Annotated in this window: 14 protein-coding genes and 1 pseudogene; 7 read left to right on the top strand and 8 right to left on the bottom strand. The window is 69.8% G+C overall.

Annotated elements, in window-relative coordinates; genetic code table 11:
* Positions 1–4 precede the first annotated feature (4 nt).
* Positions 5–747 (bottom strand): annotated as a pseudogene (locus tag OG588_RS48110) (class I SAM-dependent DNA methyltransferase).
* Positions 748–1,062: 315 nt separating this feature from the next.
* Between OG588_RS48110 and OG588_RS48105 the strand changes: the two are divergent.
* Positions 1,063–2,148, top strand: a complete 1,086-nt coding sequence (locus tag OG588_RS48105) for a hypothetical protein (protein ID WP_405952838.1) — start codon at positions 1,063–1,065, stop codon at positions 2,146–2,148.
* Positions 2,149–2,151: 3 nt separating this feature from the next.
* Here OG588_RS48105 and OG588_RS48100 read toward each other — a convergent pair whose 3' ends face one another.
* The gene (locus tag OG588_RS48100; protein ID WP_405952837.1) at positions 2,152–3,048 is read right to left on the bottom strand and encodes an alpha/beta fold hydrolase; all 897 of its coding nucleotides are present in this window, start codon (positions 3,046–3,048) and stop codon (positions 2,152–2,154) included.
* 245 nt (positions 3,049–3,293) lie between these two features.
* Between OG588_RS48100 and OG588_RS48095 the strand changes: the two genes are divergently transcribed.
* The 4 genes from OG588_RS48095 (at position 3,294) to OG588_RS48080 (ending at position 7,026) form a co-directional block, all read left to right on the top strand.
* A complete protein-coding gene (locus OG588_RS48095; RefSeq protein ID WP_393049542.1) occupies positions 3,294–4,121 on the top strand; it encodes an alpha/beta fold hydrolase in 828 nt (275 codons plus the stop codon).
* 117 nt (positions 4,122–4,238) lie between these two features.
* Positions 4,239–4,418 carry a hypothetical protein gene (locus OG588_RS48090; protein WP_405952836.1) on the top strand — a complete coding sequence of 60 codons (180 nt, stop codon included), beginning with the start codon at positions 4,239–4,241 and terminating at the stop codon, positions 4,416–4,418.
* A 135-nt stretch (positions 4,419–4,553) separates the two neighbouring features.
* Complete coding sequence (locus OG588_RS48085) at positions 4,554–6,356, top strand: thiamine pyrophosphate-requiring protein (protein WP_405952835.1); 1,803 nt, start codon at positions 4,554–4,556, stop codon at positions 6,354–6,356.
* A 97-nt stretch (positions 6,357–6,453) separates the two neighbouring features.
* Positions 6,454–7,026 carry a Dps family protein gene (locus tag OG588_RS48080; protein WP_405952834.1) on the top strand — a complete coding sequence of 191 codons (573 nt, stop codon included), beginning with the start codon at positions 6,454–6,456 and terminating at the stop codon, positions 7,024–7,026.
* Between the two features lie 220 nt (positions 7,027–7,246).
* Here the strand turns inward: OG588_RS48080 and OG588_RS48075 are convergent, their stop codons facing one another.
* Positions 7,247–7,732 carry a MarR family transcriptional regulator gene (locus OG588_RS48075; protein WP_366097734.1) on the bottom strand — a complete coding sequence of 162 codons (486 nt, stop codon included), beginning with the start codon at positions 7,730–7,732 and terminating at the stop codon, positions 7,247–7,249.
* Positions 7,733–7,880: 148 nt separating this feature from the next.
* On the opposite strand from OG588_RS48075, the gene OG588_RS48070 reads away from it, so the two are divergent.
* On the top strand, positions 7,881–9,044 hold the full coding sequence (locus tag OG588_RS48070; protein ID WP_405952833.1) for a PP2C family protein-serine/threonine phosphatase: 1,164 nt from the start codon (positions 7,881–7,883) through the stop codon (positions 9,042–9,044).
* A gap of 57 nt (positions 9,045–9,101) precedes the next feature.
* Positions 9,102–10,295, top strand: coding sequence for a PP2C family protein-serine/threonine phosphatase (locus OG588_RS48065; RefSeq protein ID WP_405952832.1), 1,194 nt, complete (start codon positions 9,102–9,104; stop codon positions 10,293–10,295).
* Here OG588_RS48065 and OG588_RS48060 read toward each other — a convergent pair whose 3' ends face one another.
* The 5 genes from OG588_RS48060 to OG588_RS48040 all read right to left on the bottom strand — a co-directional run bounded on the left by OG588_RS48060 (position 10,296) and on the right by OG588_RS48040 (position 14,992).
* Positions 10,296–10,784, bottom strand: coding sequence for a MarR family winged helix-turn-helix transcriptional regulator (locus OG588_RS48060; protein WP_405952831.1), 489 nt, complete (start codon positions 10,782–10,784; stop codon positions 10,296–10,298).
* A gap of 112 nt (positions 10,785–10,896) precedes the next feature.
* On the bottom strand, positions 10,897–11,523 hold the full coding sequence (locus tag OG588_RS48055) for a PAS and ANTAR domain-containing protein (protein ID WP_405952830.1): 627 nt from the start codon (positions 11,521–11,523) through the stop codon (positions 10,897–10,899).
* 55 nt (positions 11,524–11,578) lie between these two features.
* The gene (locus OG588_RS48050; protein WP_366097729.1) at positions 11,579–12,028 is read right to left on the bottom strand and encodes a response regulator; all 450 of its coding nucleotides are present in this window, start codon (positions 12,026–12,028) and stop codon (positions 11,579–11,581) included.
* A complete protein-coding gene (locus tag OG588_RS48045; protein ID WP_405952829.1) occupies positions 12,025–13,677 on the bottom strand; it encodes an ATP-binding protein in 1,653 nt (550 codons plus the stop codon). Before OG588_RS48045 ends, OG588_RS48050 begins: the two co-directional genes overlap by 4 nt.
* A gap of 88 nt (positions 13,678–13,765) precedes the next feature.
* On the bottom strand, positions 13,766–14,992 hold the full coding sequence (locus OG588_RS48040) for a PP2C family protein-serine/threonine phosphatase (RefSeq protein WP_405952828.1): 1,227 nt from the start codon (positions 14,990–14,992) through the stop codon (positions 13,766–13,768).
* Between the last annotated feature and the right edge of the window lie 253 nt (positions 14,993–15,245).

The following is a 15,245-nucleotide window of genomic DNA, read 5'->3' as shown; positions in this document are numbered from 1 at the left end:
GCGGCTACGGCGTCGGCGGCACCCGGTAGACGGAGACATGTTGGCGCGATTCGGCGGTGAAGTCGGCGCCGGACCAGTCCCCGTGCCTGCTCTCCAGCTCGAACCCGGCCAGCTGCGCCATGAGGTCGAGTTCGGCCGGCCAGATGTACCGGTGAGGACTGCGGTACAGCCGCGCCTGCTCGGTCTCGTCGTACCGGAAGTGGTGCGACACGACGTGCTGGCGCAGGACGTCGTAGGTGTCCAGGCCGATGTAGTCGGAGTCGGTCCGCCAGACGGTCGCCTTCTGACCCGGCGGGAGTTTGCGCAGTTCCGGTACCCAGAGCTCGATCACGAACCGTCCGCCGGGCGTGAGATGACGGGCGGCGTTGCGGAAACACTCGACCTGCTCGGCCTGGGTGAGCAGGTTCGAGATCGTGTTGTAGACGAGATAGACGAGGCTGTACGTGCCGGGACGACGGTGGTCGCCATGTCGCCGATGATCACGGGGATCGTCGCTTCGTCGGTCTTGGTGCGCAGTTGCTCCACCATCGGCACCGACAACTCGATGCCGGTGACCGGGACTCCACGCTCGGCGAGCGGGACGGCGACCCGGCCGGTCCCGATGGCGAATTCAAGTGCCGCCCCGTCCCCCGCGAGATGTGCGAGGCGGTCCACGGTCGGCTCCAGCGTGCCGGGCGCGAACATGCCGGTGCCGGGGGTGTCGTACCGCTGGGCGGTATCGGCGTCCCAGATCTTCTCCTGTCGCATTCCGCCAACGGTCGCCGCCTGCCGGTGAGTTGTCCAACGCATTTCCCTGCTACGGGCCAACTCCGGTGCCTGGGTGGCACATCATTGCCGGCGCCGGAGTCCGACGCCCGGGGCAGCCGCAGCACGAAACTCGCGCCGGGGGCCCGGCCCATGAGGGTGAGCGTGCCGTGGTGACACCGGGCGAGGTCACAGGCGATGGCGAGCCTGGTTGCCGGGACACGGGCGTCCAGGTGTCCGCAACTACCGTGCCTGTCCCGCCACTTGAACAGAGGCCCGGCGGCGATCACAAGAGTGGTCCCTTGCATACTGACGCCCATGCAGACAACGGAGGACGCGCTCAGACGCGCGTGGCACACCATAGCGGCGGGCTCCGACCTGCTCGACGACGTGATGTTCCCGCCCGTCCGCACATCGCGGGACCAGCACAGGCACGGTGCGGTCGATACCAGCGGCCTCTTCCTCGTCCTGGACGAGGACGGCACCGTACGCGGTTACCGGGACACCCACCGGGAGGTCTTCGCCACCCAGGACCACGACCAGGTGCTGTACTTCGTCGCGGAGCAGGCGGTCCACGATCTCACCGAACACATCGTGACCCACTCCCCCGGCCGCGGTCCCGCCGTCAATCTGGTCAGCGGGCAGGCCGAGTTGCTGGACCGGATCAACCCCGTATGGGGAAGCAGATTCCGCGACGGCGGCATGAGCGACGTAGCCGACATGGACCGTACGCAGACGACGCGGCCGTGTGGACGTGACCCGCTGGAGCGCTTCGCCTGGATCGTCCGCGGATGGCGCGACCAGGACCCCTGCACCACCCTCGCCTTCTTCCGCGGCGAGGGCGTCAGCGCCGAGCGGATCGCCCTGCTCCACGGAGCCGACCCGGAACAAGTCACCGCAGGGACAAGGCTGTTGGATCTGCGCGACGGGGACGACCCCCGCCTCGAAGGCTGGGAGACCGACTGGCAGACCTTCTACTTCGGGGAGGCGGGCGGCTGGGCGTTTCTGATGTACCACGAGACACCGCCCGGCATCCGCGCCGACAGCTCCGCTCTCGCCCGACTCGGTGTCACGGAGACCGTGAGATTGACCGCTACCTCCGCGAAGGCCATCTACACCTTCGACTACGTACGCGACGGCCGTCGCATCGACGACGACTGGGGCATGCTGGAGCTGATCCGGTACAAGCGGGGCCGAGCCCCGTACTACCGGGGCGGCCAACTCGACTTCCTCAACCGGGCCGTGCGCCACGCCGAACTGGACCACCCCGAGCTGTTCCACGACTTCGAGCTGTACTTCCACGCTCTGGAGATCTCACTCGGCCTTCAACTCCCCCAGCGGGACATCAGGGAGGGGACGGTCCGAGCCGCGCGGTGGGCACGCGGCGACTCGGACCGGGGTTAGCGGTCAGGCGGTGACCGTCTCGGCGTGGTGGACGAACTCGCCGATGCGGTCGGCGAGTTCGGGCCACAGTTCGCGCGGGAGGCCGTGGCCCATTCCCTCCAGGATCAGCAGGTCGGCGCCCGGAACGGCGGCGGCCGTGGCGCGACCGCCGCTCACGTCGCACACGAGGTCGTCGGCGCCGTGCACCACCAGTGCGGGCACCCGCAGTGACCGCAGCCGTTCGGTACGGTCGCCCGTGGCCACCACCGCGAGGCCCTGCCTCTGGATGCCGAGAGCGTCGTAGCCCCGGTCGAAGACACGTCCGGCCCGCTCGGCCGCCGCGACCGCGTCGAACGCGAAGCCCGGGGACGCGGCGAGCCGCAGGGCGCGCACCTGCCACTCGACGAAGGCCTCCCGGTCCTGCGGGGGTGCTCCCAGTTCGGCGAACAGAGAGAAGTCGGCCTCCCCCACACCCCGCTCGCCGGTCGTGGACATCATCGAGGTGAGCGAGCGGACCCGCTCCGGGTACTCGATCGCGATCATCTGGGCGATCATCCCGCCCATCGACGAGCCGACGAGGTGTGCCCCGGTGATGCCGAGCGCGTCGAGCAGGCCCACGGCGTCGGCCGCCAGGTCGGAGAGTGTGTAGGACGCCGTGGAGAGGTCGCCGGCCAGGGCCGCCGCGAAGTCCGGTACGGGTGCGTCGGGGAAATGGGTCGAGCGGCCGGAGTCGCGCGCGTCGAACCGGATCACGTGCAGACCCCGGTCTACCAGCGCCTGGCAGAATTCCTCCGGCCAATTGATCATCTGGGCGCCCGCTCCCATGATCAGGAGGACCGGCGGCGACCCGGGGCCACCGAAACGTTCGTAGGCGATCTCGATTCCGGACGGGCCGACGTTCCTTGCTGTCAGTTCTGGCATGGCCGAAACGGTAGCCATCGCACGGGTGTGAAAGATCGAACTGCGGTCTGACGTTTTTCGCTCCACCCCCGGGTTACGGTGGAAACGGCCAGGAATTCGCTCGACACGCGGAAGTTCCTCGCCTCGCCTAGAGTGTTGTGGTCGACGTGCTCATTCCGGTCGCCGCTCGCCGCTGACCCCATTGCCGTCGTCGAATCTCCGTGTGACGTACTCAAACAGTTCGATCATTTCTGGAGGAACACACCATGCCCTTCGCCACCAGCTCCGACGGCACGCAGATCTTCTACAAGGACTGGGGCGCGGGGCAGCCCGTCGTCTTCTCCCACGGTTGGCCGCTGACCGCCGACGCGTGGGATCCCCAACTGAAGTTGATGGCCGACAACGGCTTCCGGGCCGTGGCCCACGACCGGCGTGGCGGCGGGCGTTCCGGTCAGCCCTGGGACGGCAACAACCTCGACACGTACGCCGACGACCTGGCGTCGGTCATCGAGGCCCTGGATCTCCATGACGTGATCCTGGTCGGGCACTCGACCGGCGGCGGTGAGGTCACCCGCTACATCGGCCGGCACGGCTCCGGCCGGGTCGCCAAGGCCGTTCTGCTCGGGGCGATCCCGCCGCTCATGCTCAAGACGGACGCGAATCCCGAAGGGCTGCCGATCAACGTCTTCGACGACATCCGCAACGGTGTGGCGGCGGATCGTTCGCAGTTCTACAAAGATCTCAGCGCCCCGTTCTACGGCGCCAACCGGGACGACTCGACCGTCACCCAGGGAACCCGGGACGAGTTCTGGCTCTGGAGCATGACCGTGGGGATCAAGGGCGCTTATGACTGCGTCAAGGCATTCTCCGAGACCGATCTCACCGAAGACCTCAAGAAGATCGACGTCCCGACATTGATCGTGCACGGCGACGACGATCAGATCGTTCCCATCGTGGCCTCCGGCGACAAATCGTCGAAGCTCGTCAAGGACGCGATCTACAAGGTGTATCCGGGCGCTCCGCACGGCCTGGCGATGGTGCCGAAATTCGCCGAGCGGTTCAACGCCGACCTTCTTGAGTTCGCCCGGAGTTGATCGCCACGGTCCGCGAGCCGAGTCCGCCCGGCGGCGTTTGATTCCGTGCCCGGAGGGGACCCGAACGGTTGGCTCAAGGGACCACACATTTCACACAGAGAGAGAAGTTGAAGCGCTGTGACCGCGCGCACCGTCAAGAAGGAAGAACGGCATCTGCCGCCCGAGACCGGTTGGGCGAAGGCCCGTCGCCGTAGCGGGAAGGCCGTACGCACCTGTATCCCACCCGTCGACGACAACAGCGTGACACCGCCTCCGCAGACGCTCACCGAGGGCAACATCGTCAGAGGTGACGACTGACGAGTCGGGGCAACAGGGGCCGCACAACGGGCCGGAGGCCGAGGGCTTCCGGCCCGCGGCATGTCGTCGGGGCGACTTCCGGGGTACCCGAAGGTCCGTACCGGACGGACACCCCCATCGGAAGGACCCCCGCCCATGGTCACCAAGGTCTCGGACCACCTCCTCCAGCGATTGCGCGAGTGGGACGTCACCCACGTCTTCGCCTACCCGGGCGACGGCATCAACGGCCTGCTCGCCGCCTGGGGCCGCGCGGACGACACCCCCCGTTTCGTCCAGGCCCGGCACGAGGAGATGGCCGCGTTCGAGGCCGTCGGGTACGCCAAGTTCTCCGGCAAGGTCGGTGTCTGCGTGGCTACTTCGGGACCCGGCGCCATCCATCTCCTCAACGGCCTCTACGACGCGAAGCTCGACCACGTTCCCGTCGTCGCGATCGTCGGGCAGACCAACCGCAGTGCCCTGGGCGGCAGTTACCAGCAGGAGGTCGATCTGCTGAGCCTCTACAAGGACGTCGCCTCCGACTACTGCGAGATGGTCACCGTCCCGGAGCAGTTGCCGAACGTCCTCGACCGGGCGCTGCGCACCGCCATGGCCCGCCGCACGGTAACCGCCGTGATCATCCCGGCCGACGTCCAGGATCTCCCCTACGCCCCGCCCGAGCACGCCTTCAAGATGGTGCCGTCCAGTCCCGGCATGCCGCACTACACGACGGTGCCGGACGACGACGATCTGCGGCGGGCCGCCGATGTCCTCAACTCCGGTGGAAAGACAGCCATCTTGATCGGGCAGGGCGCCCGGGGTGCCCGTGCGGAGGTGCAGGCGGTCGCCGACCGGCTCGGCGCCGGGGTCGCCAAAGCCCTGCTCGGTAAAGATGCGTTGGACGACGAACTGCCCTATGTCACGGGCGCGATCGGGCTGTTGGGTACCCGACCGTCGTACGAGATGATGCGTGAGTGCGACTCGCTGCTGGTGATCGGGTCGTCGTTCCCCTACTCGCAGTTCCTGCCGAAGTTCGGGAAGGCGCGGGCCGTGCAGATCGACATCGATCCGCACATGGTGGGGATGCGCTATCCCTTCGAGGTGAATCTCGTCGGTGACGCCGGCGCGACGCTGCGTCGACTGCTGCCGTTGCTGGAGCAGCTGGAGGATCCGGCGTGGCGGGTCAAGATCGAGGCCAATGTGGCCCGTTGGTGGGAGGTCATGGAGCGGCGGGCCGCCGTCGAGGCCGATCCGGTCAACCCCGAATACGTCGTGCACGCGCTCAGCGGTCTGCTCCCGGACGACGTGATCCTGTCCGCCGACTCCGGTTCGGCCGCCAACTGGTATGCCCGGCACCTGAAGTTGAGCGGTGCGATGCGCGGCTCGCTGTCGGGGACGCTCGCCTCGATGGGGGCGGGTGTGCCGTATGCCATCGGTGCGAAGTTCGCGCACGGTGACCGGCCGGCCATCGCGCTCGTCGGGGACGGGGCGATGCAGATGAACGGCATGGCCGAGCTGATCACCGTCGCCAAGTACTGGCAGGAATGGGCGGATCCGCGGCTCATCGTCGCCGTGCTCAACAACCGGGATCTGAATCAGGTGACTTGGGAGATGCGCGGCTTGGAGGGCGCCCCGCAGTTCCTGCCCTCGCAGTCGATCCCGGACGTCGCCTACGCCGACTTCGCCCGCTCCCTGGGCCTGACCGGCATCCGGGTGGAGAAGCCGGACGAGGTGACCGGCGCCTGGGAGAGCGCGCTCGCCGCCGACCGGCCGTGCGTGCTGGACTTCGTGACCGATCCCGCCGTACCACCGATCCCGCCGCACTCGTCCCTGGAGCAGATCGAGGCCGCCGCGTCCTCCGTCCTCAAGGGCGACAGTGATCGCGCCGCCGTGCTCAGGCAGGGATTCAAGGCGAAGATCCAGGATCTCCTGCCCGGCGGACGGCCCACATCCCGTTCGTGACGTATCACGCACAAACGGGATGTCTGACCTCGCCGGACAGGGGCACCCGTGACCAGGTAAGGAACCGCACGCCCTACCGAATGACCAGAGGTGAACCATGACCGAGGAGATCAAGGACCTGACCCCGAAGTACACCGTTCCCGGTGTCCAGCGCGAGGCCGCGGGCCGGCTGATCGGCGTGCTGCGGCTGCGGCTCCACTCGCTGAACGATCTCCACCTGACGTTGAAGCACGTGCACTGGAACGTCGTCGGGCCGCACTTCATCGCCGTGCACGAGATGATCGACCCGCAGGTCGACCAAGTACGCGAGATGGCCGACGACGTGGCCGAGCGCATCGCCGCGCTCGGCGGGGTCGCACCGGGCACCCCGGGCACGCTGGTCGCCGAGCGCACCTGGGACGACTACTCCATCGGCCGGGCCGACGCAATCGCCCACCTGGGCGCGCTCAACCTCGTCTACACGGGGTTGATCGAGGACGTCCGGGCCGCGGTCAAGGTGGCGGGCGACATCGACCCCGCGACCGAGGATCTGCTGATCGGGCAGCTGCGCGACCTGGAGCAGTTCCAGTGGTTCGTGCGGGCGCACCTGGAGAGCGCGGGCGGCACGCTCGCCACCGGTGACGCGCACTCCGAGTCCGAGGCCGCGGCCAAGGGCGCCGAGCTCGGCTGACCGGCCCACAACCTGCACCGAACTTCCCCTGCTCGACCACACGTCGGCACCGGCACCCGTGACACTTGCCGTTTGACAACTATGGCCATGAGGCAAGAAAGTAGCGGGTGTCGTCGCAGCAGGGGGAAGGATCTGGGATGTCCCGGTCGGCGGGGGCCACTCCGTGCACCGGCCACGAACAACGGACAGCCACCGAGCGGTCGGCTGTCGGGCGGCCCGGTCAGGCGGTACGGCTGCCGGAAGAGTCCTCTTGGTCGTGTATCTGCGCCGCCGCCACCGCGCAGAACGCCTCAAGGCCGGTGAGCAGCGCGCTGCGCCCGGCGGCCGGCATCTGCGCCAGCACCGCCCCGAGCGCCTCCTCACGCCGAGCCCGCAGGTCCGACAGGAAGGACCGCCCCAGGCTGCTGAGGTACAGGCGCACCTCGCGCCGGTCCGTGGGGCTCACCTCGCGGTCGACGAACCCGGCGGCCTGCAGACGGTCGCACAGCCGGCTGGTCGACGGCGGGGTCGAGGCGAGGTGGTCGGCGAGGGTCCGCAGGTTGATGCCCTCGTGGTGCTCCAGGATGAACAGGACGCGCAACTGGGAGGCGGACGCGGGCGCCGTCGAGGCGCGTCCCCAAAGGACTTCCAGTAGTTCCGCGGCCGTAGAGGTGACGCGCGCGACCTCGTCGGGTTCGGGGCGGGGGTGGAAGGACGTCACGGTCACACTCTCGCAGGCACAGGGACGAACCCCAGCCTACTAGGCACGCGCAACAGACACGGATGGACGAGACGACACGTGACGCCGGGGCCGTACGGCCCACCGCAGAGCGGGCGACGCGTGCCTCGGGTGAGAGATTGGCATACCTACGATCGTGAACAGATTCCTGGCTGTCGAGCGCGCCTTGCGCACGGCGGCCCCTCATGAGCTGCCCGACGTCGTCGGCCGCGAGCTGGGCAGGCTGTACGGGGCGGACTCCGTGGACCTGCTCATGGCCGACTACGGCCTGACCGTGCTCCAGCCCGTGACCGAACTGCCGCACACCCTGCCGCCGGTCTCCGTGCACAACACCCCGGCGGGCCGGGCCTTCGGTGCCCAAGAACCGTTCGTGGAGGGCAACTTGGGCGACGGCAGCGTGCGCGTCCACCTGCCGATCAGCGTGCGCGGGGACCGTCTCGGCGTGCTCTCGGTGACGCTGCCCGGCGGCGACCACGTACGCGCGTGCCTGCCCGAACTGGCCGAGCTGGCCGAGGTGTTGGGGCACGAGGTGCTGGTCGCCGAGCGCGACACGGACCTGTATCTGCGGGCCCGGCGCAAGGACCGGCTGACGCTGGCGGCGGAGATGCAGTGGCAGCTGCTGCCCGGCCGCTCGTGCTCCCGCTCCGAGTTCGACCTGGGCGCGCAGCTGGAGCCCGCGTACGCGATCCACGGGGACAACTTCGACTGGTCCGCCACCGCCGACCACCTCACGCTCTACGCCTCGAACGGCATGGGCGAGGGCATAGAGGCATCACTCCTGACGAACCTGACGGTCAACGCCCTGCGCAACGCGCGCCGGGCGGGCATCCCCCTCGCCGACCAGGCGGCCCTCGCGGACCAGGCCGTGTACGCCCACTACCAGGGCCGTAGCCATATGTCCGTGTTGATGTTCGACTTCGACCTCACCACCGGGCAGGCCCGGGTGGTGGACGCCGGATCGCCGCAGACGCTGCGGCTGCGGGACGGGGTGGTGGAGCGGATCGCCTTCGACGCGCAGCTGCCGCTGGGCATGTTCGAGGAGACCGACTACGTCGAGCAGGACTTCCGGATCGAGCCCGGGGACCGGCTCCTGTTCGTCAGCGACGGGGTGTACGCCGTGGCCTCGCCCAAGGGTGAGGCGTACGGGGACGCGGCGCTGGCGCGGGCGATCCAGCACACGCGGCTGCTGCCCGCCGCCGAGGTGCCGCCGGCCGTACTGCGCGAGCTGACCGGCCATCGCGGCACGCCCACTCCGGACGACGACGCCTTGGTGGTGTGCCTGGACTGGCGCGGGCGGTGACCGTCGCACCCCGCGCCCACCGGCGTGACGCTAGTGTGAAGACACTGAGCCGGAAGGGTGAACGCCGTGAGCACCTCTGAGCCGCTCCCCTCTGTGGAGAGCGAGTTGCGGTCGGCCCCGCCCAACGCACTCGTGGAGACGGCTCGACGCCTGCTCGGTGACCGAGCAGGAGCCCGGGATGTCACCCTCCTCCTCGCCGACTACGGCCTGCGCGTGCTGCGTCCGGTCGCCCCGCCACCGGGCACCAACGAACCGCTGTCCGCCTACGACGGTCCCGCGGGACGGGCGTTCACCGTGCAGACGCCCGTCGTCGAACCGTCTCAGGACGGGACGGCCGGCGTGCACGTCCCGGTCACCGTGCGCGGCGACCGCCTCGGTGTCCTCTCCGCCCGGCTGCCCGCCGCCGGTGCCGACACCGCCGGGGTGCGCGCGCTCGCCGAGTTCGCTACCGCGCTGGGCCACGAGATCGCCACGGCGGAACGCGACACCGACCTGTACCTCCTGGCCCGCCGTACGCGACGGCTCACGCTCGCCGCCGAGATGCAGTGGCAGCTCCTGCCGGGGCGCGGCTGCGGGCGCCCGGAGTTCGTGATCGGCGCCCATCTGGAGCCCGCGTACACCGTCGGCGGCGACAACTTCGACTGGAGCACCGACGGCAGCCGGCTCACCCTGACGGTCACCGACGGCATGGGCCGCGGCATCGACGCCTCCTTGCTCACCAGCGTGACGGTGGGCGCCCTGCGCAACGGCCGCCGGGCCGGCGTGAGCCTCTCCGACCAGGCGCGCCTTGCCGACCAGGCCGTGTACGCCCAGTTCGGCGGCAAGGTGTACGCCTCGACCCTGCTGCTCCGCTTCGACCTGGCGACGGGCACGGTCCAGGCCGTCGACGCGGGCTCGCCCCGCCTGTACCGCCGCCGCGGCGACACGGTGCAGCAGATCGAACTGGAGGCACAGCTCCCCCTCGGCATGTTCGAGGAGACCGCCTACGAGGAGCAGATCTTCACCGTACGGCCCGGGGACCGGCTCGTGGCGGTGAGCACCGGCGTGCACGGGGCCCGTTCACCGGAGGGCCTTCTGTTCGGCGAGGACGCACTGCGCCGGGCGCTCGACGCGGCGCCGACGCAGGCTCCGCAGGAGGTCGCGCGCTCGGTGGTGGCGAGCCTGGTCGAGCACTTCGGCAGCACCGACCTGACCGCCGACGCCGCCGTGGTCTGCCTGGACTGGAACGGACGCGACCCCGCGACGCCGTGATCAACCACTCTCGCCCGGCGCCCGAATCTGTTGCGCCTCGACGAACGCCCGCAGGCCGCGCTCCAGGGCCGCGCGGTCGTCCGGCTCCATACCGCGTACGACCTCGGTCAGCGCCCGGGACCTGAGGTCGGCCACCTCGGCGAGCACGTCGCGGCCGTGTGCGGTGAGGCTCAGTTGTATTTCCCGGCGGTTGTGCGGTGCCGCGTCCCTGAGCAGCAGGCCTGCCGCCTCCAGCCGGTCGCAGAGCCGGCTCACCGTGGGCAGACCCGCGTCGAGCCGTTCGGCGAGCATGGTCAGATTCGCGCCCGGTGTGGCCTGGAGGGCGTGCAGCGCGCGCAGTTGATGCGGCGAGAGCCGTACCGACGCCTCCGCCGCCGCCAGGCTCCACAGCTCGGCCAGTCCGTCCACGGCATCGGCGATCCGGCCCGCGGCGACGTCCGTGCTGTCCGCCTGCGCCGGTTTCCGGTCCGCCTCCCCGTGCGGTGCCACGCGTTCGAAACCTCAGGGAAGTCGGCAGTGTGGTGATTCGCCGCTCATGGGGTTGGCCTACCCGAGATTCCCACCCCCAAGCGACCCCGTCTCCGGGAGCTTGGACGCCCGCTCAGTCGCGGTCGGGGTAGAGCACGGACGAGATCCGCTGGTGCAGGTCGTGCTGGGGTCGGCCGGGTGCCGTGGGCGCGGCCTCGCGCACGGACTGGGCAAGCGTGCGGAGTTTGACGTTGGCGTACTGGGAGTGGCGGCGCAGGACGCGCATCGCGACGTCCGCGTCGATGCCGTAGAGGCCCATGAGCACACCGCGCGCGAGGTCGATGTCCTCCTGCGAGACGCGGGCCCGCTCGATGTCGGAGTCGGCGGCACGCCGTGCCTCCTCCCGTACCGACTTGGTCACGTCGACGGCGAACCCGCGCAGCACGACCACCTGGCCGTCGTCGCCGGTGCGGCCGTCGCCGACCAGGACGACGCCGCGTTCCTCGTGCGGCGTGCCGACCACGCGGAGATAGCAACTGAAGGGGAGACCGGTGGTCCTGCCGTGTTCCAGGGCGCTGTCGAGCCCGGCCTGGTCCTCGCCGTGGACGTGGCCGCGCAGCAGCTTGGCGCCGGGCGTGACGGCGTCGGGTTCGTAGCCGAGCAGGCGGAACATCTCGTCCGACCACCACCAGGTGTCCTCCGGCAGCCTGTGCAGGAACACCCCGGTGATCTCGTCGGCTCGGTCTTCCTCCGACATCATGGCCCTCACCAACTCGACACCGGATTCGTCACTCCTTACGAACGACCCTAGCGCCTCAGCCGAAGCGGTGGGGCAGCCGGACGACCTGCACGAAGAAGTCGTCGATCTGCCGGACCGCGGCGATGAACTGGTCGAGGTCGACCGGCTTGGTGACATAGGCGTTGGCGTGCAGTTTGTAGCTGCGCAGGATGTCCTCCTCGGCCGAGGAGGTGGTCAGGACGACGACGGGAATGTGCGCGAGATCCGGGTCGGACTTGATCTTCTCCAGGACCTGGCGGCCGTCGTACTTCGGGAGGTTGAGGTCGAGGAGGATCAGGTCGGGTCGCGGGGCGTCGATGTGCTCGCCGCGCTTGTAGAGGAAGTCGAGGGCCTCCTCGCCGTCCCGGACGACGTGCAGGGTGTTGCCGATCTTGTTGTCCTCGAAGGCTTCCCGGGTCATCAGTTCGTCGCCGGGATCGTCCTCCACCAGGAGGACGTCGATCGGGGTCGCGCCAGGGAGGGTCATGTGAGGGCCTTCTCGTCTGTGGAGGGGGAGGTGCCGGAGTCGTCGCCGGGTTCGGCGGTCTCCGTGGCTTCGATGGCGTCGGTCGCATCGGCGGACGGGAGCGTGAAGCAGAACCGGGTGCCCTCGCCGACACGGGAGTCGATCCAGATCCGGCCGCCGTGGTGTTCGACGATCTTCTTGCAGAGGGCGAGTCCGATGCCGGTGCCGCCATAGGCGTCGCGACTGTGCAGCCGCTGGAAGATGACGAAGACCTTGTCGGTGAACTCCTCGGGGATGCCGATGCCGTTGTCGGCGACGCACACGCGCCACATGCCGGGGTTCTCGGGGTCGGGGTCGCAGGTGACGGTCACATGCGGGGCACGGTCCGGGTGGCGGAACTTCAGGGCGTTGCCCACGAGGTTCTGCCAGAGCATCGTCAACAGTGTCGGGTCGCCGACGATCTCGGGCAGGGTCTCGGGCCGGTCGATCCGGGCCTCCGACTCCTCGACGGCCGCCGCGAGGTTCCGCAGCGCCTTGTCCAGTGCCGGGCCGAGACCGACCTTCTCCCGGGTGTCGTCGAGGCGTCCGACGCGGGAGAAGGTGAGCAGGTCGTTGATGAGCACCTGCATGCGTTTGGCGCCGTCGACGGCGAAGTCGATGTACTGGAGACCGCGGTCGTCGAGCTTGTCCCCGTACCGCTTCTCCAACAGCTGGCAGAACGAGGCGACCTTGCGCAGCGGCTCCTGCAGATCGTGCGAGGCGACGTAGGCGAACTGCTCCAACTCGGCGTTGGACCGGCGCAGTTCGACGGCCTGGGCGTCCAGCTCGGCGGCCTGTCGGCTCAGTATCACCTCCTGGTCGCGGGAGGCGTCGAGTTCGGCGACGATCCGTCTGCGCATGCCCTCGACGGCTCCGGCCACCGCGGTGAGGTCGACCGGGCCGTCCCCGGTGATGCGGTGCGCGAAGTCGCCGCCCGCGACCTGTTCCGTCGCCTTGCTCAGCGCCTCAAGGGGCCGGGTCACGAGCAGTCGTACGAGGAAAGCCAGGACGATGCCGGTCAGCAGGAAGGCGGCGACCATGGCGCTGAGGACGGTGTCGCGCACGGTCCGCTGGTGGGCGAGGTGGGCGCGGCCCTCCTTCACGGCTTTCGCGAGGTCGGCGTTCTGCTTCGCCCAGAGGGTGCGCAGCTGGTCGAACTCGTGCTTGCCGCTGTCCACGGTGGCCTGATCGACGGCGTGCGGCCGGCCGGGGGTGACGGCGGCGGTGAGGGGCGCGCCGTAGTCCGTGCGCCAGGCGGCCGCCCCGCGCTCCACCGCGCTCAGATCGGCGAGGAGTTCGGGTCGGTCGCGGAGTAGTCCGCGCAGCCGGGCGGCCGCGCGGGCCTCGTCCTGCTGACCACTGACGTAGGGCGCGAGGAACTGCTTGTCGGCGGCGATCGCGTAGCCGCGGATGCCGGTCTCCTGGTTGACCAGGGCGGCCTGGAGTCGGTACGCCTCGGTCTGGGAGGGCTGGACCCGCAGCAGCAGATCGTCGGTGACCCGGGCGGTCTGGCTCAGCAGGTTGGCGCCGATCGCGGTACCGATCACCACCAGGAGCACCATGAGCGACAGCGCCAGGAAGAACCATCCCTGCACCGTCAACCGGCGCCCGATCCCTGTTCCGCCCGCCATGTCCCTCACCGTTCGTCTCGTTTCGACATCCTCTCGTCCCACCTGCTCATTTCCGGCGCGGTGAATCATGTCCGGGGCAGCTGCCGCTTCATGTCCAGTGCAGATGCAGCACGGCCACGTCGTCCGCCAGGCCGCCCTGCGCCTCGGCCAGGCTCTCGGCGCGGGCGATCAGTTCATCGACGAACGGCTCCGGTGCCAGCGCGGCCCGTTCCCGTGCGAGCCGTAGCAGCCCGTCCTCCCCCAGTCGCTCCGAGCCTCGCCCGACATGCCCCTCGAAGAGGCCGTCGGTGAAGAGCACCACGGCGGCATCGGTCGGTACAGCCAGTTCCTCGACGGGCCAGTCCGCGTGGCCGGGGACCACGCCCAGTGCCGGGCCGCCGGGTACCTCGACCCACTCCACGCGGCCGCCGTCCCGCATCAGCAGCCCGTGGTGTCCGGCCCGCACGACTTTGGCCGTACGTTCGCCGGGTGCGACAACGAGGCTGACGAGGGTGGCGAAGACCTCGCTGCGGGCGCGCTCGGCGACCAGGAGTTCCTCCAGCCGGGCCACCTGTTCGGCGCCCGTGACACCGCTGAGGACCAGCGTGCGCCAGGCGATGCGCAGGGCCACACCGAGGGCGGCCTCGTCGGGACCGTGCCCGGAGACGTCGCCGACCACCGCGTGGACGGTGCCGTCGACGCTCTGCACGATGTCGTAGAAGTCGCCGCCGAGCAGTGCCTGCGCGCGGCCGGGGCGGTAGCGGGCCACCGCTTCGACGCCCTCGCCGCGCAGCAGGGGGCGGGGCAGCAGTCCTCGTTCCAGGCGGGCGTTCTCCTGGGCCTGCATGCGGCTGGCCTGGAGCGCCACGGCCGCCCGCTCGGCCTGCTTGCGCTGGATCGCGTAGCGCACGGCCCTGCCGAAGAGGCCCGGCTCGACCCGGCCCTTGACCAGGTAGTCCTGTGCGCCGGCGGCGACGGCGGCCAGCCCGGTCTCCTCCTCGGCGAGGCCGGTGAGGACCACGACAGCCGCCCGCTCGGCGCTCGCGCGTACCCGGGAGAGCGCTTCGAGGCCCTGGGCGTCCGGCAGGTGCAGGTCGAGCAGCACACAGTCCGGCACATCGACCGCGAGTGCCTCGGCGGCCTCGGCCATCGACCGCACCCACTGCAGCCGTATCTTCAGCGCGCTGTCGGCGACCAGTTCCTCCACCAACAGCGCGTCACCGGCGTCGTCCTCGACCAGCAGAACAGCGGGCTGCCAGGCCACCCAGGGTTCCGGGCCGGCCCCTTCGCCACCCACCGACAGCAGGTCGTCGGCCCGCGGCTGTGGCACCACCATGGCCCTGCCCTCCCCACCGCACGATTTCCCACGACCATAGTTGCCGTCAGACAACAGTCGAGAGCATACCGGTACGCCGGGACGTCCCGTACGTACTCTCCCCGACCGCAACCGGAACCACCCAACACGCCCTGCGTTCGGCGCTGTTGAGGGTACGGCGGCCCCCTGGGAGTCGACCGGGAACCCCCCACTTCACCGGCCTGTCACTGCGCGAGCACGCCGGGCGACGCGTCCGCCCGGTGGGCCGGTCGTT

This window comes from Streptomyces prunicolor, assembly GCF_045162825.1.
GTDB classification, from domain to species: domain Bacteria; phylum Actinomycetota; class Actinomycetes; order Streptomycetales; family Streptomycetaceae; genus Streptomyces; species Streptomyces prunicolor.
This window is presented reverse-complemented; position numbering and strand designations above follow the sequence as displayed.